Annotated in this window: 20 protein-coding genes; 13 read left to right on the forward strand and 7 right to left on the reverse strand. The window is 61.6% G+C overall.

Annotated elements, in window-relative coordinates; all coding sequences use genetic code 11:
* Positions 1-23: 23 nt before the first annotated feature.
* Positions 24-2,315, forward strand: coding sequence for a beta-glucosidase BglX (gene bglX, locus FIV35_RS05230; protein ID WP_034137313.1), 2,292 nt, complete (start codon positions 24-26; stop codon positions 2,313-2,315).
* Positions 2,316-2,380: 65 nt separating this feature from the next.
* Here bglX and FIV35_RS05235 read toward each other — a convergent pair whose 3' ends face one another.
* From FIV35_RS05235 to FIV35_RS05250, 4 genes are all read right to left on the reverse strand, one after another.
* Positions 2,381-3,538, reverse strand: coding sequence for a phospholipase D-like domain-containing protein (locus tag FIV35_RS05235; protein ID WP_034137312.1), 1,158 nt, complete (start codon positions 3,536-3,538; stop codon positions 2,381-2,383).
* A gap of 1 nt (position 3,539) precedes the next feature.
* Positions 3,540-4,130: a YceI family protein gene (locus tag FIV35_RS05240; protein WP_034137311.1), complete on the reverse strand. Its 591-nt coding sequence runs from the start codon at positions 4,128-4,130 to the stop codon at positions 3,540-3,542.
* Between the two features lie 168 nt (positions 4,131-4,298).
* Positions 4,299-4,613 carry a hypothetical protein gene (locus FIV35_RS05245; RefSeq protein ID WP_034137310.1) on the reverse strand — a complete coding sequence of 105 codons (315 nt, stop codon included), beginning with the start codon at positions 4,611-4,613 and terminating at the stop codon, positions 4,299-4,301.
* Entirely contained in the window at positions 4,610-5,683 is a 1,074-nt protein-coding gene (locus FIV35_RS05250) for a serine hydrolase domain-containing protein (RefSeq protein ID WP_034137309.1), read from the reverse strand. The genes FIV35_RS05245 and FIV35_RS05250 overlap by 4 nt, the downstream gene beginning before the upstream one ends.
* A 184-nt stretch (positions 5,684-5,867) precedes the next feature.
* On the opposite strand from FIV35_RS05250, the gene olsB reads away from it, so the two are divergent.
* Both olsB and FIV35_RS05260 read left to right on the forward strand, forming a co-directional pair.
* The gene (olsB, locus tag FIV35_RS05255) at positions 5,868-6,623 is read left to right on the forward strand and encodes an L-ornithine N(alpha)-acyltransferase (protein WP_034096335.1); all 756 of its coding nucleotides are present in this window, start codon (positions 5,868-5,870) and stop codon (positions 6,621-6,623) included.
* Positions 6,623-7,414 carry a lysophospholipid acyltransferase family protein gene (locus tag FIV35_RS05260; RefSeq protein ID WP_034096334.1) on the forward strand — a complete coding sequence of 264 codons (792 nt, stop codon included), beginning with the start codon at positions 6,623-6,625 and terminating at the stop codon, positions 7,412-7,414. The genes olsB and FIV35_RS05260 overlap by 1 nt, the downstream gene beginning before the upstream one ends.
* Before the next feature lie 37 nt (positions 7,415-7,451).
* Here FIV35_RS05260 and FIV35_RS05265 read toward each other — a convergent pair whose 3' ends face one another.
* Positions 7,452-8,036, reverse strand: a complete 585-nt coding sequence (locus tag FIV35_RS05265) for an acyl carrier protein phosphodiesterase (protein WP_034137308.1) — start codon at positions 8,034-8,036, stop codon at positions 7,452-7,454.
* A gap of 153 nt (positions 8,037-8,189) precedes the next feature.
* Here FIV35_RS05265 and FIV35_RS05270 point away from each other — a divergent pair, with 153 nt between their 5' ends.
* The 3 genes from FIV35_RS05270 to FIV35_RS05280 are packed head-to-tail and all read left to right on the forward strand — an operon-like array spanning position 8,190 to position 10,771.
* Positions 8,190-8,507 (forward strand): ArsR/SmtB family transcription factor, encoded by a 318-nt coding sequence (locus FIV35_RS05270; RefSeq protein WP_034096332.1) that lies wholly within the window; start codon positions 8,190-8,192, stop codon positions 8,505-8,507.
* A gap of 13 nt (positions 8,508-8,520) precedes the next feature.
* On the forward strand, positions 8,521-9,687 hold the full coding sequence (locus FIV35_RS05275; protein ID WP_034096331.1) for an MFS transporter: 1,167 nt from the start codon (positions 8,521-8,523) through the stop codon (positions 9,685-9,687).
* 28 nt (positions 9,688-9,715) lie between these two features.
* Positions 9,716-10,771 carry an alkene reductase gene (locus tag FIV35_RS05280; RefSeq protein ID WP_034137307.1) on the forward strand — a complete coding sequence of 352 codons (1,056 nt, stop codon included), beginning with the start codon at positions 9,716-9,718 and terminating at the stop codon, positions 10,769-10,771.
* 286 nt (positions 10,772-11,057) lie between these two features.
* Here FIV35_RS05280 and FIV35_RS05285 read toward each other — a convergent pair whose 3' ends face one another.
* Complete coding sequence (locus tag FIV35_RS05285; protein WP_034137306.1) at positions 11,058-11,690, reverse strand: TetR family transcriptional regulator; 633 nt, start codon at positions 11,688-11,690, stop codon at positions 11,058-11,060.
* Positions 11,691-11,976: 286 nt separating this feature from the next.
* Between FIV35_RS05285 and FIV35_RS05290 the strand changes: the two genes are divergently transcribed.
* From FIV35_RS05290 to adeC, 3 genes are read left to right on the forward strand one after another with little or no spacing between them, the layout of a single operon-like run.
* Positions 11,977-13,122, forward strand: a complete 1,146-nt coding sequence (locus FIV35_RS05290; protein WP_034137305.1) for an efflux RND transporter periplasmic adaptor subunit — start codon at positions 11,977-11,979, stop codon at positions 13,120-13,122.
* Positions 13,123-13,125: 3 nt separating this feature from the next.
* Positions 13,126-16,287, forward strand: coding sequence for an efflux RND transporter permease subunit (locus FIV35_RS05295; protein ID WP_034137304.1), 3,162 nt, complete (start codon positions 13,126-13,128; stop codon positions 16,285-16,287).
* Positions 16,284-17,741, forward strand: coding sequence for an AdeC/AdeK/OprM family multidrug efflux complex outer membrane factor (adeC, locus tag FIV35_RS05300; protein WP_034112333.1), 1,458 nt, complete (start codon positions 16,284-16,286; stop codon positions 17,739-17,741). Before FIV35_RS05295 ends, adeC begins: the two co-directional genes overlap by 4 nt.
* Positions 17,742-17,819: 78 nt before the next feature.
* On the opposite strand, the gene FIV35_RS05305 is transcribed toward adeC, so the two are convergent.
* Positions 17,820-18,272 (reverse strand): hypothetical protein, encoded by a 453-nt coding sequence (locus FIV35_RS05305; protein WP_034137303.1) that lies wholly within the window; start codon positions 18,270-18,272, stop codon positions 17,820-17,822.
* A 256-nt stretch (positions 18,273-18,528) separates the two neighbouring features.
* Between FIV35_RS05305 and FIV35_RS05310 the strand changes: the two genes are divergently transcribed.
* The 4 genes from FIV35_RS05310 to FIV35_RS05330 all read left to right on the forward strand — a co-directional run bounded on the left by FIV35_RS05310 (position 18,529) and on the right by FIV35_RS05330 (position 24,223).
* Positions 18,529-20,226 carry a molecular chaperone HscC gene (locus FIV35_RS05310; protein WP_034096325.1) on the forward strand — a complete coding sequence of 566 codons (1,698 nt, stop codon included), beginning with the start codon at positions 18,529-18,531 and terminating at the stop codon, positions 20,224-20,226.
* Positions 20,227-20,237: 11 nt separating this feature from the next.
* On the forward strand, positions 20,238-21,851 hold the full coding sequence (locus FIV35_RS05315) for a J domain-containing protein (protein WP_034137302.1): 1,614 nt from the start codon (positions 20,238-20,240) through the stop codon (positions 21,849-21,851).
* Positions 21,852-21,988: 137 nt separating this feature from the next.
* Entirely contained in the window at positions 21,989-23,239 is a 1,251-nt protein-coding gene (locus tag FIV35_RS05325) for an OprD family porin (protein WP_034137301.1), read from the forward strand.
* Between the two features lie 84 nt (positions 23,240-23,323).
* Positions 23,324-24,223: a polysaccharide deacetylase family protein gene (locus FIV35_RS05330; protein ID WP_034096322.1), complete on the forward strand. Its 900-nt coding sequence runs from the start codon at positions 23,324-23,326 to the stop codon at positions 24,221-24,223.
* Positions 24,224-24,262: the final 39 nt, after the last annotated feature.

Here is a 24,262-nt window from a genome sequence, read left to right on the forward strand (position 1 = left end):
CAGTGAGCCGAAAAAGGATATTCATGAAAAAGCTGTGTTTGCTCGGCCTTGTTGCCACTCTGGCCAGTCACCCCGTATGGGCAGAAACAAAGCCTGCTGCGCTTAAGGACAAGGACGCTTTCGTCAGCGACCTGCTCAAGCAGATGACCCTGGATGAAAAGATCGGCCAGTTGCGCCTGATCAGCATCGGCCCCGAAATGCCCCGCGAGCTGATCCGCAAGGAAATCGCCGCCGGCCGCATCGGCGGCACGTTCAACTCCATCACCCGCCCGGAAAACCGTCCGATGCAGGACGCGGCCATGCGCAGCCGCCTGAAGATCCCGATGTTCTTCGCCTACGACGTGATCCACGGCCACCGCACCATTTTCCCAATCAGCCTGGCCCTGGCCTCCAGCTGGGACATGGATGCCATCGGCCGCTCCGGGCGCATCGCCGCCCAGGAAGCCGCCGCCGACAGCCTCGACATCACCTTCGCGCCGATGGTCGACATCTCCCGCGACCCGCGCTGGGGCCGCACCTCCGAAGGCTTCGGCGAAGACACTTACCTGGTCTCGCGCATCGCCGAAGTGATGGTCAAGGCGTTCCAGGGCACCAGCCCGGCCAATGCCGACAGCCTTATGGCCAGCGTCAAGCACTTCGCCCTGTACGGCGCGGTGGAAGGCGGTCGCGACTACAACGTGGTCGACATGAGCCCGGTCAAGATGTACCAGGATTACCTGCCGCCCTACCACGCCGCGATCAAGGCCGGTTCCGGCGGTGTGATGGTGGCGCTCAACTCGATCAACGGCGTGCCCGCCACCGCCAACACCTGGCTGATGAACGACCTGCTGCGCAAGGACTGGGGCTTCAAGGGCCTGACCGTCAGCGACCACGGCGCGATCTTCGAACTGATCAAACACGGCGTGGCCAAGGACGGGCGTGAAGCCGCGAAGCTGGCGATCAAGGCCGGCATCGACATGAGCATGAACGACTCGCTGTATGGCAAAGAACTGCCGGGACTGCTCAAGTCCGGCGAGATCGAACAGAGCGACATCGACAACGCCGTGCGCGAAGTGCTAGGCGCCAAGTACGACATGGGCCTGTTCAAGGACCCGTACCTGCGCATCGGCAAGGCCGAGGACGACCCGGTCGACACCTATGCCGACAGCCGCCTGCACCGCGCCGAGGCGCGCGACATCGCCCGTCGCAGCCTGGTGCTGTTGAAGAACCACAACGACACCCTGCCCCTGAAGAAATCCGCCACCATCGCCCTGGTCGGCCCACTGGCCAAGGCGCCTATCGACATGATGGGCAGTTGGGCCGCCGCCGGCCGCCCGGCGCAATCGGTGACTCTGCAGGACGGCCTCAACGCCGTGATCGGTGAAAAAGGCAAAGTGATCTACGCCCGCGGCGCCAACATCACCAACGACAAAGCCGTAGTCGATTACCTCAATTTCCTTAACTTCGATGCGCCGGAAGTGGTGGATGACAAGCGCTCGCCCCAGGCCATGATCGACGAGGCGGTCCAAGCGGCCAAGCAGGCCGACGTGATCGTCGCCGCAGTGGGCGAGTCCCGTGGCATGTCCCACGAGTCGTCGAGCCGCACCGACCTGAACATCCCGCAAAGCCAGCGCGACCTGATCAAGGCGCTCAAGGCCACCGGCAAACCGCTGGTCCTGGTGCTGATGAACGGCCGCCCGCTGTCGATCCTGGAAGAGAACCAACAGGCCGATGCGATTCTGGAAACCTGGTTCGCCGGCACCGAAGGCGGTAATGCAATTGCGGATGTGCTGTTCGGCGACTACAACCCGTCGGGCAAACTGCCGATCACTTTCCCACGTTCGGTAGGGCAGATTCCGACCTACTACAACCACCTGACCATCGGCCGCCCCTTCACACCCGGCAAACCGGGTAACTACACCTCGCAGTACTTCGATGACACCACCGGGCCGCTGTTTCCGTTTGGTTATGGCCTGAGCTACACCACGTTCAGCCTGTCGGACATGGCCCTGTCGTCCACCACCCTGAACAAGACCGGCAAGCTCGACGCCAGCGTCACCGTGAAAAACACCGGCAAGGTCGACGGCGAAACCGTGGTGCAGCTGTATATCCAGGACGTGGCCGGCTCGATGATCCGCCCGATCAAGGAGTTGAAGAACTTCCAGAAAGTCATGCTCAAGGCCGGTGAAGAGCGCACGCTGCACTTCACCATCACCGAAGACGACTTGAAGTTCTACAACACACAGCTCAAGTACGCCGCTGAACCGGGCGAGTTCAATGTGCAGATCGGCCTGGACTCTCAGGATGTACAGCAACAGAGCTTCGAACTGCTCTAAGCCTGACCCGGTCAAAAAATGTGGGAGGAGCTTGCCCCCTCCCACATTTGATCTCAGTGTTCTTGCTAGCCTCGCCGGTCCAGCAAGTTCACCACCAACCGATCTATCCACCCCCAGACGCGCTGCTTGACCCGTCGCCACAATGGCCGGGCTTTCCACGCCTCCAGGCTCACCGTTTGGCTCTGGGCAAAATCCGCCGTAAAACTCGCCACCACCGCCTGGGTCAGCTCGGGGTCCAGTGCTTCCAGATTGGCTTCCAAGTTGAAGCGCAGGTTCCAGTGATCGAAATTGCACGAGCCGATGCTTACCCAGTCGTCCACCAGCACCATCTTCAGGTGCAGGAAGCACGGCTGGTATTCAAAGATCTGTACGCCTGAACGCAGCAAACGCGGGTAATACCGATGTCCGGCGTAGCGCACGGACGGGTGATCGGTGCGGGGCCCGGTGAGCAGCAAGCGCACGTCCACGCCGCGCCCCGCCGCTCGGCGCAAGGCACGCCGAACGCCCCAGGTCGGCAGGAAATAGGGAGTGGCCAGCCAGATGCGCTGGTGGCTGTTGTTCAGCGCGCGGATCAGCGATTGCAGAATATCGCGGTGCTGGCGGGCGTCGGCGTACGCGACGCGGCCAAGCCCCGGCCCTCTGGCGGGTACTTTGGGCAGACGCGGCAAGCCAAAATGGGTGGCCGGTTTCCACGCGCGCCGCGCCGCGTTGGCGTGCCATTGGCGGTCGAACAATGCCTGCCAATCCAATACCAGCGGGCCGCTGATCTGCACCATCACTTCATGCCACTCGGCCGTGTCGTGGCCCGGTGTCCAGAACTCGTCCGTCACGCCCGTGCCACCCACCACCGCCACATGCTGGTCGATCAGCAACAGCTTGCGGTGGTCGCGGTACAGGTTGCGCATCCAGCGACGCCAGCTCAGGCGATTGTAAAAACGCAGCTCCACGCCCGCGTCGGTCAAGCGCTTGCGCAGCGACAGGGTGAACGCCAGGCTGCCGTAGTCATCGAACAGGCACCGCACGCGCACACCGCGCTCGGCGGCGAGCACCAACGCTTGCACCATTGCCTCGGCGCACGCGCCGGCCTCTACCAGGTACAACTCCAGATCCACTTGCCGTTCGGCGCGGGCAATGCCCACCAGCATCTGCGGAAAAAACTGCGGGCCGTCGATCAACAACTCGAAACGGTTGGCGCTGCGCCACGGGAACACCGCGCCGCCCATGTCAGCGCGCCGTGAAGATCAGCACCGCACCCACCGGCACCGACAAACTGATGGACTTGAGCCCGGCCGTCTTGCGCAGCGCGGCAACCCCGGGCGCCAGGTCGAAATCCTCGGCGTGCAGCACCACCGGTTCCAGGGTCACCACCTGGAAGCGTCGGTCATCCAGGCGCGTAGCCAGCAGTTCGGCGCTGTAGGTCTGGGTCTTGCCATGCAAGGTCACACTCAGGGGCAGGCGTAACTCCAGTTGCGCGCCCGGGGCCAGGTCATTGATGGGTTGCAGGTTGATCTGTGCGCTGATCAGCGCTTCGGGGAAGGTCTTGATCTCGAACAACTGATTGCGCATGCGTTCATCGCGCAGCGGAATGCCGCTGTTGACCGACTCCAGCTCCACCTGCACCTGCGCCGCGCCCTTGTCGTCGACCTTGCCGTGCAAGACCAGGAAGCGCTGGACCTCGGCAATCTCGGTGTTTTTGGTGGTGACGAAAGACAGGCGCGAGGACTCGTTGTCCAGGTACCAGTCGGCGTGGGCGGGCACGGCGACAGCGGCCAGCAGGACAAAAGCCAGGGGTTTGATAAACGAAACATTGAACATTAAGGACTCGCGGGGCGAAAAACCTGCACGAACCTTAAGCGCAATGTCACGCACGGCGCAAATCCAAATGTGGGAGTGTGCTTGCTCGCGAAAATGCGGTGAGCCTGTCGGCACATCTTTACTGACAGACAGCTTTGGCGGGCAAGCCCGCACACAGGGGATCTTGTGTCAGGGGTTCAGGCGACAGCCTTGGCGCTCCCCCAACCAACGCGCCGTATGGGTGCGCCCCAAGCCACTGGCCGTTACTTCGCTACGCAGCGGGTTGTCATTGAACGCGCTGGTCGGCAGATACTGTTTTACGTACCCCAGGCAATACGCCGCCGGGTTATTCGCGACATAGCGGCACGAGCAATATTCCTTGGCGGTGTACGCCGCGATGATATCGGGGAAGGCTTGCAGGTTGACGCGCTCGTGCCAAACCCACCCCAACAGCGCGAGCAACAGCAATAGAAACAGGCTGGTGAACGGACGACGACGGATCATGGTTGCACCGCCGCAAGCACGCGTTTGAGCAGTTCGTTGTGGCGGTAGCTGCCGTCGCGATCGTCGCCGTAGCGCACGATCACCAGGCGCTGCTCGGGCATCACATACAGCGCCTGGCCCCAGTGGCCGAGGGCGGCGAAGGTGTCGGCGGGGGCATCGGGCCAAGGCCTTGGCGTGCCTTGGTTGAGCCACCAATGGCCGCCGGGCGTGGCTTCGTCCTGGCCGGCTTTGTAGTTATCGAACGCCTGGCGATTGAAGGCCACCCAGTCCCTGGGCAGCAGTTGCTGGTCCTTCCAACGCCCATCCCGCGCCATCAGTAGGCCGACCCGCGCAAGATCGCGAGCGGTGAGGTAGGCATAGGAGGAGGCAACAAAGGTTTCGTCGGCGTCGGTTTCCCAGGTGGCATTGCGAATACCCAGCGGTGTGAACAGCGCATCCCACGGGTAACTCATGTACGCCTTGTGGCCAAGCATGCCTTTAAGAGCAGCGGATAAAAGATTGCTGTCGCCACTGGAATACCGAAACGCCCGGCCCGGTGCGCTGAAGGTGTCGCTGTTCGCAGCGAACTCGGCCATATCCGCGCGCCCTCGGGTGTAGAGCATCGCCACGACAGAGGATTTGAGCGGGGCGAATTCGTAGTCTTCCTGCCAGTCCAGGCCCGAGGCCCAGTGCAGCAGGTCGGCCATGGTCACCGTCGGGTGCTGCTTCATCGGCGGGTAGAAACGCGCCACCGGGTCGCTCAATTTGAAGCGATTGTCGCCATAAGCCACGCCCAGCACGCAGGCCATCAGGCTTTTGCTCACTGACCAAGTCAGGTGCGGCGTGCTGGCGCTGGTGGGCGCGGCGTAGCGTTCGTAAATAACTTTACCGTCGCGGATCACCAGTAAGGCATCGGTGCGAATGCCTTGGCGGGTGGCGTCGTCGCGCGGTGCAAAGGCATAGGCGTCCAGCGCGTCGAGGGCGGCGCCGGTGAGGGGCGTGCCCTTGGCCCACTCCTGGTCAGGCCAGGTCTCAGCATGGCCGTTAATAGTGATTAACAGCAGCACGGCGCACAACAAGCCTTTGACCATAGACGCGGACTCAACGGGGCATTCAAACCCGCGAGCCTAGCGTCGGTGGATGACAGATTGACGACACAGTGCCTGTCATCCAAGCGTCACCATAACTTCATGGAGATGACACCGGGCCTCCATAGCCTGAGTTTGGACAACAAAGTCGACCGGCCGAAACGTGGCCGGCACTCGGAGACTCGCCATGACTCAGATCGCCCGCATCAGCGACACCGGCAATGAACGCCGTCTGCAAGCCGAACGCCTGATCGGCGCCCAGGCTTTGCAGGAAGCCCAGGCCCTGCGGTTCAACGTATTCAGCGGCGAGTTCAATGCCAAGCTGAAAGGCGCGGAACATGGCCTGGACATGGATGATTATGATGTGCACTGCAGCCATATCGGCGTGCGGGACTTGAACACCGGTCGTCTGGTAGCCACCACGCGCTTGCTCGACCACCAGGCCGCCAGCACTCTGGGGCGGTTCTACAGTGAAGAAGAATTCAGCCTGCATGGCTTGCTCCATCTCAAAGGCCCGATCCTGGAGATTGGCCGCACCTGCGTCGACCCGGCCTATCGCAACGGCGGCACCATCGCCGTGTTGTGGGGTGAGTTGGCCGAAGTGCTCAACCAGGGCGGCTACAGCTATTTGATGGGCTGCGCGAGCATCCCCATGCACGACGGCGGCATCCAGGCCCACGCGATCATGCAGCGTCTGCGCGAACGCTATCTGTGCAACGAGCACCTGCGCGCCGAACCGAAAAAACCGCTGCCGGCCCTGGATCTGCCGTCCAACGTGATCGCCGAAATGCCGCCGCTGCTCAAGGCCTATATGCGCCTGGGGGCGAAGATCTGCGGCGAGCCGTGCTGGGATGAGGATTTCCAGGTGGCCGACGTATTTATCCTGCTCAAGCGCGACGAGTTGTGCCCACGGTATGCGCGCCATTTCAAGGCGGCCATGTGATGAGCCGCCTGCGCGTGTACGGGCGCATCGCCCGGGTGTTGCTGGTGGTGGCGCTGGGCTTGAGCATGGCCAGCGTGTTCGGTGTGTTCGAGCGATTGGGCATCGCCAACTCGATGGTGCGGCGCCAACGCTGGTCGCGGTTTTTCATGGCGAGGCTGACCAACGCCCTACCCTTTCGCGTAACGGTACACGGTGAGTTGCCGACGCAGCCGATGCTGTGGGTGAGCAACCACGTGTCCTGGACCGACATTCCGCTGTTGGGCGCCGTGGCGCCGATGTCGTTCCTGTCCAAGGCCGAAGTGCGCACCTGGCCGGTGGCCGGCTGGCTGGCGGCCAAGGCTGGTAGCCTGTTTATCCGCCGGGGTTCGGGCGACAGCCAACTAATCCGCAAACAAATGACCCGCCACCTGGAACAACAGCACCCGCTGCTGATGTTCCCCGAAGGCACCACCACCGACGGTCGCAGCCTGCGCACCTTCCACGGGCGCCTGCTGGCCAGCGCCATCGATGCGGATGTGTCGCTGCAACCGGTGGCGATCCGTTACCTGCGTGACGGACAGGTCGATCCCCTGGCGCCGTTTATCGGCGATGACGACTTGCTCTCGCACCTGATGCGGTTGTTCGCCAATGACCAGGGCGATGTGGAAATTCATGTGCTCACACCGATTGCGTGCGCCGGGCAGGAACGCGCGGCGCTGGCTTACCAGGCGCAGCAGGCGGTACAGAAGGTGTTGTTTGGGCCGGTGCCGGAGGTAGAACAAGTAGCGGCACGACCAGCGTTCGCAGCTTGAAACAAATGTGGGAGGGGGCAAGCCCCCTCCTCCACATTTAGTTTGATGTTGTCAGTTGCGACTGTGCGAACACCTGCAATTCAGGGTAGAAGCGCCGGAAGTCTTCACTCAACGGTTCATATAAAAGTCGCAACTCCCGCATCGCCTGCCCCAACGCCTCAGGCTGCGTCAGCCGCCGCGAAATCCCACGCAACACCTGCTCCATCACCGCAAATTCACGGTACGAGCCCAACCAATCATCGGCCGCCATAAACGGCGCAATCTGCGCCAAGCGCCCGGGCAACTGCGGTTCGGCAGCCAATACGCGGTATACCTGCGAGGTGAAGTGCTCCAGCGGCTGGTCGGCATACAAGGTCCAATCCCGCGCCAGGCAGTGATCGAAGAACACGTCCAGAACAATCCCCGCATAGCGCCGACGGGTCAGGCTGAAGCGCGACAACGCCTGCCCCACCAACGGATGGCTGTCGGTAAACCGGTCGATCGAGCGATGCAACTGGATCGCCGCTTCGATGGATGGGCTGAACTGGCCCTGCAGACGGCCTTTGACGAAGTCGCCATACAGGCTGCCCAGCAGTTGCGCAGGAAGTTGGCCGCCCAGGTGCAGATGTGCGAGATAATTCATGGCGCGCAGTTTAGCACTGCCGCCAACGTATCGTTATAACCCGATATACCGATTTGAGCTGATCTCAGAGCTAAATCGTATTGGTATATCGGGATATACCGATTTAAAGTTCGCCTCATCGCGATATAACGCTTTACGACACCGAGCACTGCCATGTCCATCGACCTCGACGAAATAATAAAAGCCCTGGCGCACCCAGTACGGCGAGACATCCTCAACTGGCTCAAAGACCCAAAAGTGCAATTCCCCGAGCAATTGCACAACCACGAGTACGGCATCTGTGCCGGGCAGATCGACCAGCGCTGCGGCTTGTCCCAGTCGACCGTGTCGGCCCACCTGGCCACCTTGCAACGGGCGGGTCTGATCAGCAGCCAGAAGGCCGGGCAGTGGCACTTTTTCAAACGCAATGAGGAAGCGATCCAAGCCTTCCTCACGGCGCTTATCACTGAACTCAGCGCTGAACCGCTGTAAAAAGGATCCACAAATGCCCCTCTCGCTCCTCATCCTGGCCTTGAGCGCCTTCGCCATCGGCACCACCGAGTTCGTCATCATGGGCCTGCTGCCCGATGTGGCGGCAGACCTCGGCGTATCGATACCTGGCGCCGGTTGGCTGGTCACCGGTTACGCCCTGGGCGTGGCCATTGGCGCGCCATTTATGGCACTGGCCACGGCCAAACTGCCACGCAAGGCGGCGCTGGTCGCGTTGATGGGGATCTTCATTATCGGCAACCTGCTCTGCGCACTGGCCAGCGACTACAACGTGCTGATGTTTGCCCGCGTGGTCACCGCGCTATGCCACGGCGCGTTCTTCGGCATTGGTTCGGTGGTGGCGGCCAACCTGGTGCCGGCCAACAAGCGGGCCTCGGCCGTAGCCCTGATGTTCACCGGTTTGACCCTGGCCAATGTCCTCGGCGTGCCCCTGGGCACCGCGCTGGGCCAGCAAGCCGGCTGGCGCTCGACCTTCTGGGCCGTGACGGTGATCGGTGTGGTGGCGCTGATCGGGCTGATCCGCTTCTTGCCGGCCAAGCGCGATGAAGAAAAGCTCGACATGCGCGCCGAACTGGCCGCCCTCAAGGGTGCTGGTATCTGGCTGTCGCTGAGCATGACGGCACTATTCGCCGCGTCCATGTTCACCCTCTTTACCTATGTGGCACCGCTGTTGGGCGATGTCACCGGGGTGTCGCCCAAAGGCGTGACCTGGACCCTGCTGCTGATCGGCCTGGGCCTGACCGTGGGCAACATCATCGGCGGAAAACTGGCGGATAAACGTCTGGCGGCCACGCTGATTGGCGTATTTATCAGCATGGCGGTGGTGTCCACCGCACTGAGCTGGACCAGCGTCGCCGTGATCCCCACCGAGATTACCCTGTTCCTGTGGGCCACCGCCGCGTTCGCCGCCGTGCCGGCGCTGCAGATCAACGTGGTGACCTTCGGCAAGGCCGCTCCGAACCTGGTGTCCACCTTGAACATAGGCGCGTTCAACATCGGCAACGCCCTCGGCGCCTGGGTCGGTGGCAGCGTGATCGCCCATGGTTTCGGCCTGACCAGTGTGCCGCTGGCGGCCGCTGCCCTGGCGATCCTTGCCCTGCTGGTGACCTTGATAACTTTCCGTCAGAGCGGCGATGCCGACCTGGCCCCTGCGACCAACTGATCCAAGTAACTAGAGAAGGTATTGTGCGATGACGACTATTTTCGATCCGATCAAACTGGGTGACGTGGAGCTATCGAACCGCATCATCATGGCCCCGCTGACCCGCTGCCGCGCCGACGCCGGTCGCGTACCCAACGCGCTGATGGCCGAGTACTACGTGCAGCGTGCGTCTGCCGGGCTGATTCTCAGCGAAGCCACTTCCGTCACGCCGATGGGCGTGGGCTATCCGGACACCCCCGGCATCTGGTCCAACGACCAGGTGCGCGGCTGGGCCAACGTGACCAAAGCCGTGCACGGCGCCGGCGGCAAGATTTTCCTGCAACTGTGGCATGTGGGGCGCATTTCCCACCCGTCGTACCTGAACGGCGAAACCCCAGTGGCGCCGAGTGCGATCCAACCCAAGGGCCACGTCAGCCTGGTGCGTCCGCTGGCCGACTACCCGACTCCGCGCGCCCTGGAAACGGCTGAAATCGCCGACATCGTCGACGCTTACCGTACCGGCGCCGAGAACGCCAAGGCCGCCGGTTTCGACGGTGTGGAAATCCATGGCGCCAACGGCTACCTGCTCGACCAGTTCCTGCAGAGCAGCACTAACCAGCGCACCGACCAGTACGGCGGTTCCCTGGAAAACCGTGCACGCCTGCTGCTGGAAGTGACCGACGCGGCCATTGAAGTCTGGGGCGCCGGCCGCGTGGGCGTGCACCTGGCACCCCGCGCCGACTCGCACGACATGGGCGATGCCAACCTGGCAGAAACCTTTACTTATGTCGCCACTGAGCTGGGCAAGCGCGGCATCGCGTTTATCTGCTCCCGTGAAAAAGAAGGCGCGGACAGCCTTGGCCCGCAACTGAAAAAAGCCTTCGGCGGCGCGTACATCGCCAATGAACGCTTCACCAAGGACAGCGCCAATGCGTGGCTGGCCGAGGGTAAAGCGGATGCGGTGGCGTTCGGCGTGCCTTTCATTGCCAACCCGGACCTGCCGGCTCGTCTGGAGGCCGATGCGCCACTGAACGAAGCCCATCCGGAAACCTTCTATGGCAAAGGCCCGGTCGGTTATATCGACTACCCGACCCTGCCGCTGTAATCGCCTAAAACACTAAGCAAATGTGGGAGGGGGCTTGCCCCCGATAGCGGTGGGTCGGCTATAAGCTGCCCAGCACTCTGCTATCGGGGGCACGCCCCCTCTCACTTTGCCCTAGGTAACATTCCTTCACAGCATTGCAACAAAATCCCTACAAAATACTTAGGCGGCTACCTATCAAGCGCCGGCCAGCCCGTATATAAAGTCACCCCACGAATAAGTCAGAAGGACGATTGACCGTCCTTAGACTTTACTGTTGACACAACTGGACGCAATTACGCATTTTGTCTCAATTGCGCAGGCTGGGGCTCAAGCGCAGCATGTCCAGCCCGGCCTCTACCCAGCGTTCGGCTTCCTGCTGCAATTGGAAGCTGTCGGGTACCAGCAACCATTGGCCGATCAGCCCGTTGATGTACGCATGGAGGCACACGGCTCCCCGCGTGGTGTCGAGGTTTTCCGGTAGTTGCCCGCGATGGACCGCGTTACGCAGCGTCAGGCCGATACGCAGGTTGCATTCCAGGCTGTGGGTTTGACGCTGACGACGCATGTCGCACATTTCGTCGGTGAATTCGCACTTATGAAACAAGATCTCATTGATGCGTCGGGTTTTCGGATCCAGGGCCACTTGATGGAACAAACGAATCAGCAGTTTGCGCATGCAGCCCAGCGGGTCGAGTTCATCCTCGCTTTCACTGGCCCGCGCCAACTCGTCCAGCGGCTCGTGCAACGTATCGAGCAGGGCCTGGAGCAAGTCGGACTTATTGCTGAAATGCCAATAGATAGCGCCCCGCGTCACGCCGGCCAACGCGGCGATGTCTGCCAGCGTGGTGCGCGCAACGCCGCGCTCGTAAAAGGCTTGCTCGGCGGCATCGAGAATCTGGCTGCGCGTTTCCTGAGCTTCCTCTTTGGTGCGACGAACCATGGCAGTAAAACCTCAATCAGAACACGTGGGACTATCGTTAACGCAGTGTTAATAGATGTTAACGATCATCTGAATAATTTTGGGACGACGCCGTCATGGGCACCGAACGTACTAAAATCGAGGCTTTGTACATTGCTTTGTCAACAATCCGCAAAGCCTGTCAAGAGTTTACAAACAACCATGAACGTAAGTATATTGCGTAGCAAGCTACTTATCTACTCACGGCTTGTTTTTTACCCTTCCACACTTCTTGTGCGCACCCTGCGCGCCTGACCCGAGGATCTTCATGCAACTTAAGCCAGCTGTTACCGCTCTGGTCACTGCCGTCGCCCTGGCATCGCTGCTCAGCGGATGTAAAAAGGAAGAAGCGGCTCCGCCCGCTCAAACCCCTCTGGTCGGCGTCGTCACCCTGCAACCGCAACCGTTCACCTTGACGTCTGAACTGCCGGGCCGCACCACGGCCTTCCGCATCGCGGAAGTTCGCCCGCAGGTCAACGGCATCATTCTCAAGCGCCTGTTCAAGGAAGGCGCGGACGTGAAGGAAGGCCAGCAGCTTTATCAGATCGACCCGTCGGTCTATGAAGCCACCCTGAAAAGCGCCCAGGCCAGCCTGAGCCAGACCAAATCCATCAGCGACCGCTACAAGCAGTTGGTGGATGAGCAGGCCGTGAGCCGTCAGGAATACGACACTGCCGTCGCCAATCGCATGACCGCCGAAGCAAACGTTCAAACCGCCCAGATCAACGTGCGCTACACCAAAGTGTTCGCGCCGATCTCCGGGCGTATCGGCCGTTCTTCGGTGACCGAAGGCGCACTGGTCAGCAATGGCCAGGCCGATGCCATGGCCGTGATCCAACAACTGGACCCGATCTACGTCGACGTGACTCAGTCTTCAGCCGAAATGCTGAAACTGCGCCGCGACCTGGAAAGCGGCCAACTGGAGAAAGCCGGGGCCAATGCCGCCAAGGTCAAGCTGACCCTGGAAGACGGTAGCGACTATAAGCACGACGGCAAACTGGAATTTTCCGAAGTGTCGGTCGATCAGACCACCGGTTCCGTGACCCTGCGCGCCGTGTTCCCCAACCCCGATCACACCCTGTTGCCGGGCATGTTCGTGCACGCCCAACTGCAAGCCGGTGTGAACAGCAAGGCGATCCTGGCACCGCAGCAAGGCGTGACCCGCGATCTCAAAGGCACTCCGACGGCGTTGATCGTCAATGCGGACAACAAGGTCGAGCAACGCGAGCTGGTGGCCAACCGTACCGCCGGCGCCTACTGGCTGGTGGAAAAAGGCTTGAACGCCGGTGACCGTGTGATCACCGAAGGCTTGCAGTACGTCAAGCCGGGCGCCGAGGTCAAGGTCAAGGACGCGGACAACGCCAAGCCCGCCGGTACCGCTGCTCCTGCTGCCGCTGCTGGCAAAGGGGAGTAACCCATGTCGAAATTCTTTATCGACCGTCCCATTTTCGCCTGGGTGATTGCCCTGGTGATCATGCTGGTCGGGGCACTCTCGATCCTGAAGTTGCCCATCAACCAATACCCGGCCATCGCGCCGACCGCCATCGATATCCAGGTGACCTACCCAGGCGCGTCCGCACAAACCGTGCAGGACACCGTGGTGCAGGTGATCGAGCAACAGCTCAACGGTATCGACAACCTGCGGTATGTGTCCTCGGACAGTAACTCCGACGGCAGCATGACCATCACCGTAACGTTCAACCAGGGTACCAACCCCGACATCGCCCAGGTGCAGGTGCAGAACAAGCTGAACCTGGCCACCCCGCTGCTGCCGCAAGAAGTGCAGCAACAGGGTATCCGCGTGACCAAGTCGGTGAAGAACTTCCTGATGGTGATCGGTCTGGTGTCCGAAGACGGCAGCATGACCAAGGACGACCTGTCCAACTACATCGTGTCCAACATCCAGGACCCGATCTCGCGGACAGCCGGCGTGGGTGACTTCCAGGTGTTCGGCTCCCAGTACGCCATGCGTATCTGGCTCGACCCGGCCAAGCTGAACAACTACCAGTTGACCCCGGTCGACGTCAGCACCGCCATCGCCGCACAGAACGTACAGGTGGCCACCGGCCAATTGGGCGGCCTGCCTGCCCTGCCCGGCACCCAGCTGAACGCCACCATCATCGGCAAGACACGCCTGCAGACCGCCGAGCAGTTCGGCAACATCCTGATGAAGGTCAACACCGACGGCTCCCAGGTTCGCCTCAAGGACGTCGCGCGCATCGAGCTGGGTGGCCAGACCTACAGCATCAGCGCGCAGTTCAACGGCAAGCCGGCCTCCGGTATGGCGATCAAACTGGCATCCGGCGCCAACGCCCTGGATACCGCCAAGGCTATCCGCGCCACCGTGGCGTCGCTGGAACCGTTCTTTCCGCCTGGCATGAAGGCGGTGGTGCCGTATGACACCACCCCAGTGGTGACCGAATCGATCTCCGGTGTAGTGCACACCCTGGTCGAAGCGATCGTGCTGGTGTTCCTGGTGATGTTCCTGTTCCTGCAAAACTTCCGCGCCACCATCATCACCACCATGACCGTACCGGTGGTATTGCTGGGGACGTTCGGCATCCTGGCGGCGTTCGGTTTCACCATCAACACCCTGACCATGTTCGGCATGATCCTGGCCATCGGCCTGCTGGTGGACGACGCCATCGTGGTGGTAGAGAACGTCGAGCGGGTGATGGCCGAGGAACACCTGTCGCCTAAAGAAGCGACGGTCAAATCCATGACCCAGATCCAGGGCGCCCTGGTAGGTATTGCCCTGGTACTGTCGGCGGTACTGTTGCCGATGGCGTTCTTCGGTGGTTCCACCGGGGTGATCTACAAACAGTTCTCCATCACCATCGTTTCGGCCATGGCGCTGTCGGTACTGGTTGCCCTGATCTTTACCCCGGCGCTGTGCGCCACCATGCTCAAGCCGATCGATCCCGAGAAGCACGGCCAACCCAAGCGTGGTTTCTTCGGCTGGTTCAACCGCACCTTCGACCGTAGCGTAGTGAGCTACGAGCGCGGCGTGGGCAATATGATCAAGCACAAGATCCCGGCGTTCCTGGTGTACCTGCTGATCTTCGCCGGCATGATCTGGCTGTTCATGCGCATCCCGGCGGCGTTCCTGCCCGACGAAGACCAGGGCGTGATCTTTGCCCAGGTGCAAACACCGGTCGGTTCCACCGCTGAACGCACGCAGAAAGTCATCGACGACATGCGTATCTTCCTGCTCAACGATAAAGAAGGTGAGCCGGGCGAAGGCAAAGGCGTCAAATCGGTGTTTACCGTGAACGGCTTCAACTTCGCCGGTCGTGGCCAAAGCTCCGGCCTGGCGTTCGTGATGCTCAAGCCGTGGGACGAGCGTGATGCGTCCACCTCGGTGTTCGAGATCGCCAAGCGCGCCCAGGGTTACTTCATGCAGACGTTCCAGGACGCCATGGTATTCGCCATCGTGCCGCCGTCGGTACTGGAATTGGGTAACGCCACCGGTTTCGACGTGTTCCTGCAAGACCAGGGCGGTGTCGGTCATGAGAAGTTGATGGCCGCGCGCAACCAGTTCCTGGGTATGGCGGCACAGAGCAAGATCCTGGCCGGTGTGCGCCCCAACGGCGTGAACGATGAGCCGCAATACGAACTCACCGTTGACGACGAGAAGGCCAGCGCCCAGGGCATCTCCCTATCCAACATCAACCAGACCCTGGCGATTGCCCTGGGTGGCAGCTACGTCAACGACTTCATCGACCGTGGTCGCGTGAAGAAAGTGTACGTGCAAGGTGAAGCCGCCAGCCGCATGTCTCCAGAAGACCTGAACAAGTGGTACGTGCGCAGCGACTCCGGGAAGATGGTGCCGTTGTCGGCCATCGCCACCGGCAAGTGGATCTACGGTTCGCCGAAGCTCTCGCGTTACAACGGCGTGGCCGCGATGGAAATCCTCGGCACCCCGGCACCGGGTTACAGCACCGGTGAAGCAATGGCCGAAGTGGAACGCATCGCCAAGCAACTGCCGGCGGGCGTGGGCTATGCCTGGACGGGTCTGTCGTACGAAGAACGCTTGTCCGGTTCCCAGGCACCGGCGTTGTATGCGCTGTCGCTGCTGGTGGTGTTCCTGTGCCTGGCGGCACTGTACGAGAGCTGGTCGATCCCGATTGCGGTGGTGTTGGTAGTACCGCTGGGCGTGGTGGGTGCGTTGATCGCCACCAGCATGCGCGGGCTGTCCAACGACGTGTTCTTCCAGGTGGGCCTGTTGGTCACGGTGGGTCTGGCGGCGAAAAACGCCATCCTTATCGTGGAGTTCGCCAAAGAGCTTCACGAACAGGGTAAAGGCATCGTCGAGTCGGCTATCGAAGCGTCTCGCATGCGTCTGCGGCCGATCATCATGACCTCCATGGCGTTCATCCTCGGCGTACTGCCCCTGGCGATCTCCTCGGGCGCCGGTTCAGGCAGCCAGCACGCCATCGGTACCGGCGTCATTGGCGGCATGATCACCGCCACTGTCCTGGCGATCTTCTGGGTGCCGCTGTTCTTCGCTACCGTGTCGGCCATCGGCAACCGCAGAGAACCCGAAACCAAGCAAACTTCTAACGAGGCTGGCCAATGAGCAAGTCGCTACTTTCCCTAGCCGTCACAGCCTTCGTGCTCAGTGGCTGCTCGCTGATCCCTGACTACCAGCGCCCCGACGCGCCGGTAGCAGCGCAGTACCCGCAGGGGCCGGCGTATTCGTCGGCCCAGGCGCCGGGTCAGGCTGCTGCCGAGCAAGGCTGGAAGCAGTTTTTCCATGACCCTGCCCTGCAACAGCTGATCCAGACCGCACTGGTGAACAACCGCGACCTGCGTGTCGCGGCCCTGAACATCGATGCCTACGCTGCGCAGTACAACATCCAGCGCGCCGACCTGTTCCCGGCCGTTTCGGCCACGGGCAGCGGTGAGCGCTCGCGCACCCCGGCTCGCCTGTCGCAGACCGGCGAATCGAGGATCGCCAGCCAGTACTCGGTCGGTCTCGGGATCAGCTCCTACGAGCTGGACCTGTTCGGTCGCGTGCGTAGCCTGAGTGAAGAAGCCCTGCAAAAGTACTTCGCCACGGAAGAAGCGCGGCGCAGCACCCAGATCAGCCTGGTGGCCAGCGTGGCCAACGCCTACCTGACCTGGCAGGCCGACAAAGAACTGCTCAAGCTGACCCAGGACACCCTCGCCGCGTTCGAGCAGAGCTACAAGCTGACTTCGCGTAGCAACGAAGTCGGCGTGGCCTCGGCCCTCGACCTCAGCCAGGCGCGCACCTCGGTGGAAAACGCTCGGGTGTCCCTGGCCCGCTACACCCGCCAGGTGGCCCAGGACGAAAACAACCTGACCCTGCTGCTGGGCACCGGCCTGCCGGCTAATCTGGCCAGCCAGCCGCTGTCGGATGACCTGCTCAGCGAAGTGCCGGCCGGCTTGCCGTCGGACCTGCTGCAACGTCGCCCCGACATTGTGCAGGCCGAGTACAACCTCAAGGCCGCCAACGCCAATATCGGCGCAGCCCGTGCGGCGTTCTTCCCAAGCATCAGCCTGACCGCCAGCGCCGGCACCGCCAGCCCGAACCTGGGCGGCTTGTTCAAAGGCGGCTCGGGCACCTGGTCGTTCGCGCCGCAGATCAACATCCCGATCTTCAACGCCGGCAGCCTGCGCGCCAGCCTGGACTACTCGAAGATCCAGAAAGAGATCAACGTGGCGAACTACGAGAAGGCGATTCAGACCGGCTTCCAGGAAGTCTCCGACGGCCTTGCCGCGCGGGCGACCTACAAGCAGCAACTGGAAGCCCAACGCGGTTTCGTCGAGGCCAACCAGGATTACTACCGCCTGGCCGAGCGTCGCTACCGCATCGGTGTGGACAGCAACCTGACGTTCCTCGATGCCCAGCGCCAGCTGTTCAGCGCGCAACAATCGCTGATCACCGACCGCCTCGCGCAGTTGACCAGCGAGGTCAACCTGTACAAGGCCCTCGGCGGTGGCTGGAACGAGCAGACTGCAAAGAATGAACCGCTGAAAGAAGAAGCGCCGGCGTTCAAGGCGTTCTGATAACGCCGTCGTCAAGAAAAACGCCTCCCTGACAGGAGGCGTTTTTTTATGCGCATTTTTCTCAGTATCACAATGAACTCATTGGCTGATCTCAAGCTTTGAACAATCGACCTCCAGTTCTCGGCCATCAGTGGCCTTCCAACCGATTGAGAAGCTGAGATCCATCGAAGTTTTATTATTAGCCTCATCTGTTTCGAGACGGTTGACGGTCAAACTTCCCCAATACGATGAAGGGAGGTACTCCACATAACCGTCCAGACCAAAATGGGCACGGATGAACTGGCCCGAGCCGATCGGATATGTCATGGGTGCCTTCAGCTCACCCTTGTCGGCCTCAAGAGTCAGCTCATTCTTGGAGCCGGGGTTATCCTCGATGCCGAGGCGAATACGTAGTTGCAACCCCTTGATGTAGGACTCCAGCTCAAGGTGGTCAAATTTAATCGGCACCGGCTCTCCGTGATCAATGATCAAGTTCGCCTCGAACCTGTCCCCGGACGTTAAGATCTCTCCTATATCTTTTCCGAAGCTCATGAGTTTTCCTCCCTCGCGTGCTTCAACATCTACTGTGACCACCACAAAACTACGCCCTGAAAAACCCTTCTTCTACTGTCAACCCTGACAGTAGACACCGCAGCGGTGAAACGTAAGGTTGAAAGGTTGAGCAGCCCGTTCGCGACGACAAAAACCGCCAGCCCGCTCGGGTCAGCGGCCACCGTCTTGCTTTGCGTTCAACCTTTCGGGAAAATTGGTTACAGATTCTTACAGACCACAGAGGGAGCTTGTCGTAATGATCGTAGGAATCGACCTGGGGACGACCAACAGTCTCGCAGCGGTCTGGCGCGGTGACGCCGCCGAATTGGTGCCCAATGCCCTTGGCCAATTGCTCACCCCGAGCGTAGTCGGGCTGGATGATCAGGGGCGCGTGCTGGTCGGTCAGGCCGCCAAGGAGCGCCTGCACACTCACCCGCACCTGACTACGTCGCTGTTTAAGCGCTACATGGGCAGCGCCACCGAAGTGCGCCTGGGCGACCGTTCATTCCGCCCGGAAGAACTCTCGGCACTGGTGCTCAAAAGCCTGAAAGAAGACATCGAGCGCACCTACGGCCACACCGTCACCGAAGCCGTGATCAGCGTGCCCGCGTACTTCAGCGACGGCCAACGCAAAGCCACGCGCATTGCCGGTGAGCTGGCCGGGCTCAACGTTGAAAAACTGATCAACGAACCCACCGCCGCCGCCCTCGCCTACGGCCTGCATCAACGCGACAAAGAAACCTCGTTCCTGGTGTTCGACCTCGGTGGCGGCACGTTTGACGTGTCGATCATCGAACTGTTCGAAGGGGTCATGGAAGTGCGCGCCAGCGCCGGCGACAATTTCTTGGGCGGCGAAGATTTCGACACGCTGCTGCTGGAGCATTTCGTCGACAGCCAGCGCAACGCCCAAGGCTTTCCGCCCACCAGCAGCGTGCTGCACGCCTTGCGCCGCGAGGCCGAGCGCGTACGCAAGGCATTGGGCCAAGATGACAGCGCCGACTTCACCCTGCGCGTCGATGGCCAACAGTGGGTCAAAACCATCACTCAAGCGGAGCTGGCCAAGCTCTACACGCCGCTGTTGGAGCGCCTGCGCGCGCCAATCGAGCGGGCCCTGCGCGATGCGCGCATTCGTGTCAGTGACCTGGATGAAATCCTGCTGGTGGGCGGCACCACGCGCATGCCGCTGGTGCGCAAACTCGCCGCCGGGTTGTTCGGGCGTTTTCCCTCCATCAGCCTCGACCCCGACCAAGTGGTGGCCCACGGCGCCGCAATCCAGGCCGCCCTCAAAGCGCGTTCCGCCGCGCTGGAAGAAGTGGTGCTGACCGACGTGTGCCCCTACACCCTGGGCATCGAAACCTCGAACCAATACGGCGGCCATATCGAAAGCGGCCACTACCTGCCCCTGATCGAACGCAATAGCAGCGTGCCGGTGAGCCGGGTCAAAAGTGTGGTCACCCTGCACGATGACCAGAGCCGCGTGCTGCTGAAGATCTATCAAGGCGAAAGCCGCTTGGTGAAAGACAACATCGAACTGGGCCAACTGGAAATCGCCGTGCCCAAGCGCAAGGCAGGTGAAGTCTCCCTGGACGTACGCTTTACCTACGACAACAACGGCCTGCTGGAAGCCCAGGTGAATATCCCGCTGACCGGCGAGCAACATTCCCTGGTGATCGAAAACAACCCAGGTGTGCTCAGCCCGCAGGAAATCCAGCAACGCCTGCAAGCCCTGGCGCTACTGAAGATTCATCCGCGTGACCAGCAGGTCAACACCGTCCTGACCGCGCGCCTTGAACGGCTCTATCAGGAAAGCCTGGGTGAGCTGCGCGAACAACTCGGGCATTGGGCCGCTCAGTTCCAGCAGGTGCTCGACACCCAGGACGAACGCCGCATCCGCGAAGCCCGCAGCGAACTGACCCGGCAACTGGAGCAGCTCGATAACGGCTTTTGGCGCTGAGGAAAGATCCCATGGATTGTTGGACCGTACTGCAGCTGCCGGAAGATGCCGACGAGCGCACCATCAAACGCAGCTATGCGCGGCTGCTTAAAAGCTGCCGCCCGGATGAAGATGCCGCCGGCTTCCAGCGCCTGCGCGAGGCCTATGAAGAAGCGCTGAGCGAAGCGCGCTGGCGCATGGACAACGCCGAGGCAGTGGCCGTCGAGGCACCGCTGGCCGAAGCGGCCCCCGACAACCTCCGCGATCTGGCCGAACTGATGGACGTGCGCCCCCTCAGCCCGGCGCCGTTCGACGCCCCCGCGCCAGACCCTGCCGAGGCGCTGATCTGCGGCCTCAATGCCCATAACCTCGATGAACGCTGGGCGCAGGCTCGGCAACAGGGTTGCGCCGACGCGTTCCAGGCCGGCCTGTTGCGCCATTGTTTCAATGCCCCCGGCGAACGCAGCGCCATCGCCCAATGGGCCGCGCAGCACCTGGAATGGCTGACGCCGTGGCAGCAGGTAGCGATGACCCCTTGGCAATACGAGGCGCTGACCGGCGAACTGTTGCAGGACTATCGCCGCACCTTGCAAGAACTGCTGGAGCAACAGGCCGAGCGCGAGTTCATCAGCCAATTGACCCAGTACAACAGCCAAGCCTGGTTACAGGTATTCGACTTGCAGCAACAGTGGCAACGCATCGTTCTGCAATTGCTGCATGACACCCAATGGAGCGTGCCGCTGTTCGAACGGGTGTGCCAGACATTTGGTTGGGACGATCAGAAAGGGGTGTACCCGGAACCGGCGTGGATGTGGCGCCAGTTGGTGTCGCGTTGTGAGCAGGAGAGTTTCTTCACTCATCTGCAAGAAAAAGCCCAGGACACCCGACGCAACTCCGCCGACGCTCTGGCCGCGCGCTTATTGCTGACGCCGATGTCCACCACTCAACAAAAACGCATCATCGACACCTTCGGCGAAAACGAATGGAACGCCTGCCAGCACCTGGCCGAGACCCTGACCTGGCGTTATCCGCAACTGATCGAGCGGCTGCCTCAGCCTGACTTATTCTTCTGGCGCAAATTCGTGCCACGGCCGATCTACACCCAAGTGTTTATCCGGTTGTGGGCCGTGTTCGCCCTGGGTATCGGCCTGAGCATCGCCCATTCCAGGCCCGACAAGCTGGGCTTGATGTCGGTGTCGATCTTTATGTTCATGGCACTGGTGCCGGCCGGTATCGGTTTTCGCGTCACTCAGTTCTGGGCCGGGATGAGTTCGACCTACAGAGTGCTGGACTTGTGGCTGAGCCAGCGCTTGATCCCCAAGCGACTCAACCCCAACGACTATTGGCTGGTGATCCGCCACGGCGTGCCGCAAGCGATCATGCTGGTGGCCTGCGCCTTGATGCTCGGCGTCCTCGGCGCGTTCACCTATGCCGGCATGGTGTTGATCAACCTGTTGCACAAAAAACGCATCGGTCATATGAGCCAACGCTTCAGCGAAGGCTACCCGTGGCTCAACGGCCTGCATTGGGCGTTCTGGAGCCCATGGCAAGCGGTGTTCCTGGTGGTGATGGTGGCCGTGATCATCGCGGCCCAGCATTACCTGCCGGCGTTCCCCTGGACCCACATCGACCTGCCCAAACGCTGAGCCTGCCGGGCCTGCGCGCCCGGCAACTTGCGTTCGATCATCGCCCACAACCCGCCCTCCCCCGATTGAACCGCCCACGCACCGCCGCGCACCATGGCCGCCACCTGCATAACCCCAATAACAACAGGTTCGATACCATGAGCACTTTCCACCCGCGCCGGCTGTTGCTGGCCACCGCTGTCGCCAGTCTTGCCTTGCCTGCCGTCGCCGAAGACCACGGTTTTTTCGAAGACGCCAGCGCCAACCTCAACCTGCGTAATTTCTTCTTCAACCGTAACTTCACCAACCCGAGCAAAACCCAGGGTGGCGCCCAGGAGTGGACGCAGAGTTTTATCCTCGACGCCAAATCCGGTTTCACTCAGGGCACGGTGGGGTTCGGCGTGGATGTCCTGGGGCTGTATTCGCTCAAGCTCGACGGCGGACGCGGCACCGGCGGCACCCAGCTGTTGCCGTTGGATCACGACGGCCGCCCGGCGGATGACTTCGGGCGTTTGGGCGTGGCGTTCAAAGCACGGCTGTCCAAGACCGAGCTGAAGGTGGGCGAGTGGATGCCGGTGCTGCCGATCCTGCGCGCCGACGATGGCCGCTCCCTGCCACAAACCTTGCGCGGTGGGCAGATCACATCCAAGGAAATCGAGGGCCTGACCCTCTACGGCGGCCAATTCCGCGCTAACAGCCCGCGCGACGACAGCAGTCTGTCGGACATGTCGATGGTGGGCAAAACGGCCTTTACCTCGGACCGCTTCAACTTCCAAGGCGCCGAATACGTATTCAACGACAAGCGCACCCAGATCGGCCTGTGGAACGCTCAACTCAAGGACATTTACCGCCAACAGTTCGTCAACCTGATCCACAGCCAGCCCGTGGGCGACTGGACCTTGGGCGCTAACCTCGGGTTCTTCTATGGCAAAGAAGACGGCAGCGCCCGCGCGGGCGAGTTGGACAATAAAACCTGGTCCGGCCTGCTCTCGGCCAAATACGGCGGCAACACGTTCTACGTGGGCCTGCAAAAGCTCAGCGGCGACAGCGCGTGGATGCGCGTCAACGGCACAAGCGGCGGTACCTTGGCCAACGACAGCTACAACTCAAGCTACGACAATGCCCAGGAGAAATCCTGGCAAGTGCGCCACGACTACAACTTCGCCGCCCTCGGCGTGCCGGGCCTGACCCTGATGAACCGCTATATCAGCGGCAGTAATGTGCACAGCGGCATCGTCACCGATGGCAAGGAATGGGGGCGCGAAAGCGAAGTGGGCTACACCGTGCAAAGCGGCGCGGCGAAGAACCTGACGGTTCGCTGGCGCAATTCCAGCATGCGCCGCGACTACAGCAACAACGAGTTCGATGAAAACCGGCTGATCGTCAGTTACCCGATCAGTCTGCTGTAAACCGGCGCGGCACTTGCTGTATGGTGCGCGCCTGCCGCTGCTGATCCGCCCAGCAGCGGCCTCTTTGCCGAGCCCGTGCCCACCATGAAACCCTTTGCTTTCGCCGCTGCCGTGCTTGCCCTGGCCTTGAGCCTCGGCGGCTGCATCAGCGCGCCAATCGCCTTGACGCCCCAGACCGAACAACGCCTGCAAGCCCAGGCGCCAATCCGCTTTCTGTTGACCTTCGATGACGGTCCCAGTGCTTCGGGCTATAACAACCCGACCCGCTCGGTGATCGCCGACCTGGCACACAACCCGGTGCTGCCGGGCATCAAGGCGGTGTTCTTCTTACAGACCGAATCCGCGCGCGCAGGCGGCAGTTCGCGGGGTCGCAAGACCATGGAACGCGAGTACGCCGGCGGGCATGTGCTGGCGTTTCACACCGCCACCACCTTCCACACCAATCACCGCTGGCTCAACGATGCCGAACTGGAACGCACCCTCACCCAGGGTGCGGCCGATATCGCCGCCATCACCGGCGCACCGCCGCGCCTGGTGCGCCCGCCGTTCTGGAACTATGACCGCCGCACCTTTGCCGCCTATCAACGCCACGGTATGCAGGTACTGCTTACGGACCTGAGCGCCAATGACGGCAAGATCTGGGGTTTCAATGCCAGCCCACGCCGCCGCGCCAATCTGTATCGGCAACTGTCGGTGGTGCGCGAGCGCATCGCCCTCGGCGAATTGCCCACGGTGGACGGCGTGATCCCGGTGGTGGTGACCTTCCACGACATCAACCGCTACACCGCGCGGCACCTGCAGGAGTACTTGCAGATCCTGTTGGACAGCGCCCGCATCAACGGCATGAAAACCGCCGCAGAACCTTTCTACACCGACCACCCAGCACTGGAACGCGCCGCCCTGGCCCGTACGGTCAAGGACGTGAATGACACCGTACACCTGCCGGGCGTGTGGAATTGGGTGTGGGATGCGGACTCGCACTAAAACCAAAGCCGAGTGGCATTAATAAACATCGCGAAAAGC

It is taken from the genome of Pseudomonas rhodesiae (genome assembly GCF_007858255.1).
GTDB lineage: Bacteria > Pseudomonadota > Gammaproteobacteria > Pseudomonadales > Pseudomonadaceae > Aquipseudomonas > Aquipseudomonas rhodesiae.

Excerpts from the sequence above, each read along its gene's own strand:
- FIV35_RS05245 (WP_034137310.1), bottom strand. The coding sequence starts at position 4,613 with ATGATCCGTCGTCGTCCGTTCACCAGCCTGTTTCTATTGCTGTTGCTC.
- FIV35_RS05235 (WP_034137312.1), bottom strand. The coding sequence starts at position 3,538 with ATGGGCGGCGCGGTGTTCCCGTGGCGCAGCGCCAACCGTTTCGAGTTG.
- FIV35_RS05240 (WP_034137311.1), bottom strand. The coding sequence starts at position 4,130 with ATGTTCAATGTTTCGTTTATCAAACCCCTGGCTTTTGTCCTGCTGGCC.
- FIV35_RS05310 (WP_034096325.1), top strand. The coding sequence starts at position 18,529 with ATGATCGTAGGAATCGACCTGGGGACGACCAACAGTCTCGCAGCGGTC.
- olsB (WP_034096335.1), top strand. The coding sequence starts at position 5,868 with ATGACTCAGATCGCCCGCATCAGCGACACCGGCAATGAACGCCGTCTG.
- FIV35_RS05260 (WP_034096334.1), top strand. The coding sequence starts at position 6,623 with ATGAGCCGCCTGCGCGTGTACGGGCGCATCGCCCGGGTGTTGCTGGTG.
- FIV35_RS05275 (WP_034096331.1), top strand. The coding sequence starts at position 8,521 with ATGCCCCTCTCGCTCCTCATCCTGGCCTTGAGCGCCTTCGCCATCGGC.
- bglX (WP_034137313.1), top strand. The coding sequence starts at position 24 with ATGAAAAAGCTGTGTTTGCTCGGCCTTGTTGCCACTCTGGCCAGTCAC.
- FIV35_RS05325 (WP_034137301.1), top strand. The coding sequence starts at position 21,989 with ATGAGCACTTTCCACCCGCGCCGGCTGTTGCTGGCCACCGCTGTCGCC.
- FIV35_RS05290 (WP_034137305.1), top strand. The coding sequence starts at position 11,977 with ATGCAACTTAAGCCAGCTGTTACCGCTCTGGTCACTGCCGTCGCCCTG.
- FIV35_RS05305 (WP_034137303.1), bottom strand. The coding sequence starts at position 18,272 with ATGAGCTTCGGAAAAGATATAGGAGAGATCTTAACGTCCGGGGACAGG.
- FIV35_RS05280 (WP_034137307.1), top strand. The coding sequence starts at position 9,716 with ATGACGACTATTTTCGATCCGATCAAACTGGGTGACGTGGAGCTATCG.
- FIV35_RS05250 (WP_034137309.1), bottom strand. The coding sequence starts at position 5,683 with ATGGTCAAAGGCTTGTTGTGCGCCGTGCTGCTGTTAATCACTATTAAC.
- FIV35_RS05265 (WP_034137308.1), bottom strand. The coding sequence starts at position 8,036 with ATGAATTATCTCGCACATCTGCACCTGGGCGGCCAACTTCCTGCGCAA.
- FIV35_RS05315 (WP_034137302.1), top strand. The coding sequence starts at position 20,238 with ATGGATTGTTGGACCGTACTGCAGCTGCCGGAAGATGCCGACGAGCGC.
- FIV35_RS05295 (WP_034137304.1), top strand. The coding sequence starts at position 13,126 with ATGTCGAAATTCTTTATCGACCGTCCCATTTTCGCCTGGGTGATTGCC.
- FIV35_RS05285 (WP_034137306.1), bottom strand. The coding sequence starts at position 11,690 with ATGGTTCGTCGCACCAAAGAGGAAGCTCAGGAAACGCGCAGCCAGATT.
- adeC (WP_034112333.1), top strand. The coding sequence starts at position 16,284 with ATGAGCAAGTCGCTACTTTCCCTAGCCGTCACAGCCTTCGTGCTCAGT.
- FIV35_RS05270 (WP_034096332.1), top strand. The coding sequence starts at position 8,190 with ATGTCCATCGACCTCGACGAAATAATAAAAGCCCTGGCGCACCCAGTA.
- FIV35_RS05330 (WP_034096322.1), top strand. The coding sequence starts at position 23,324 with ATGAAACCCTTTGCTTTCGCCGCTGCCGTGCTTGCCCTGGCCTTGAGC.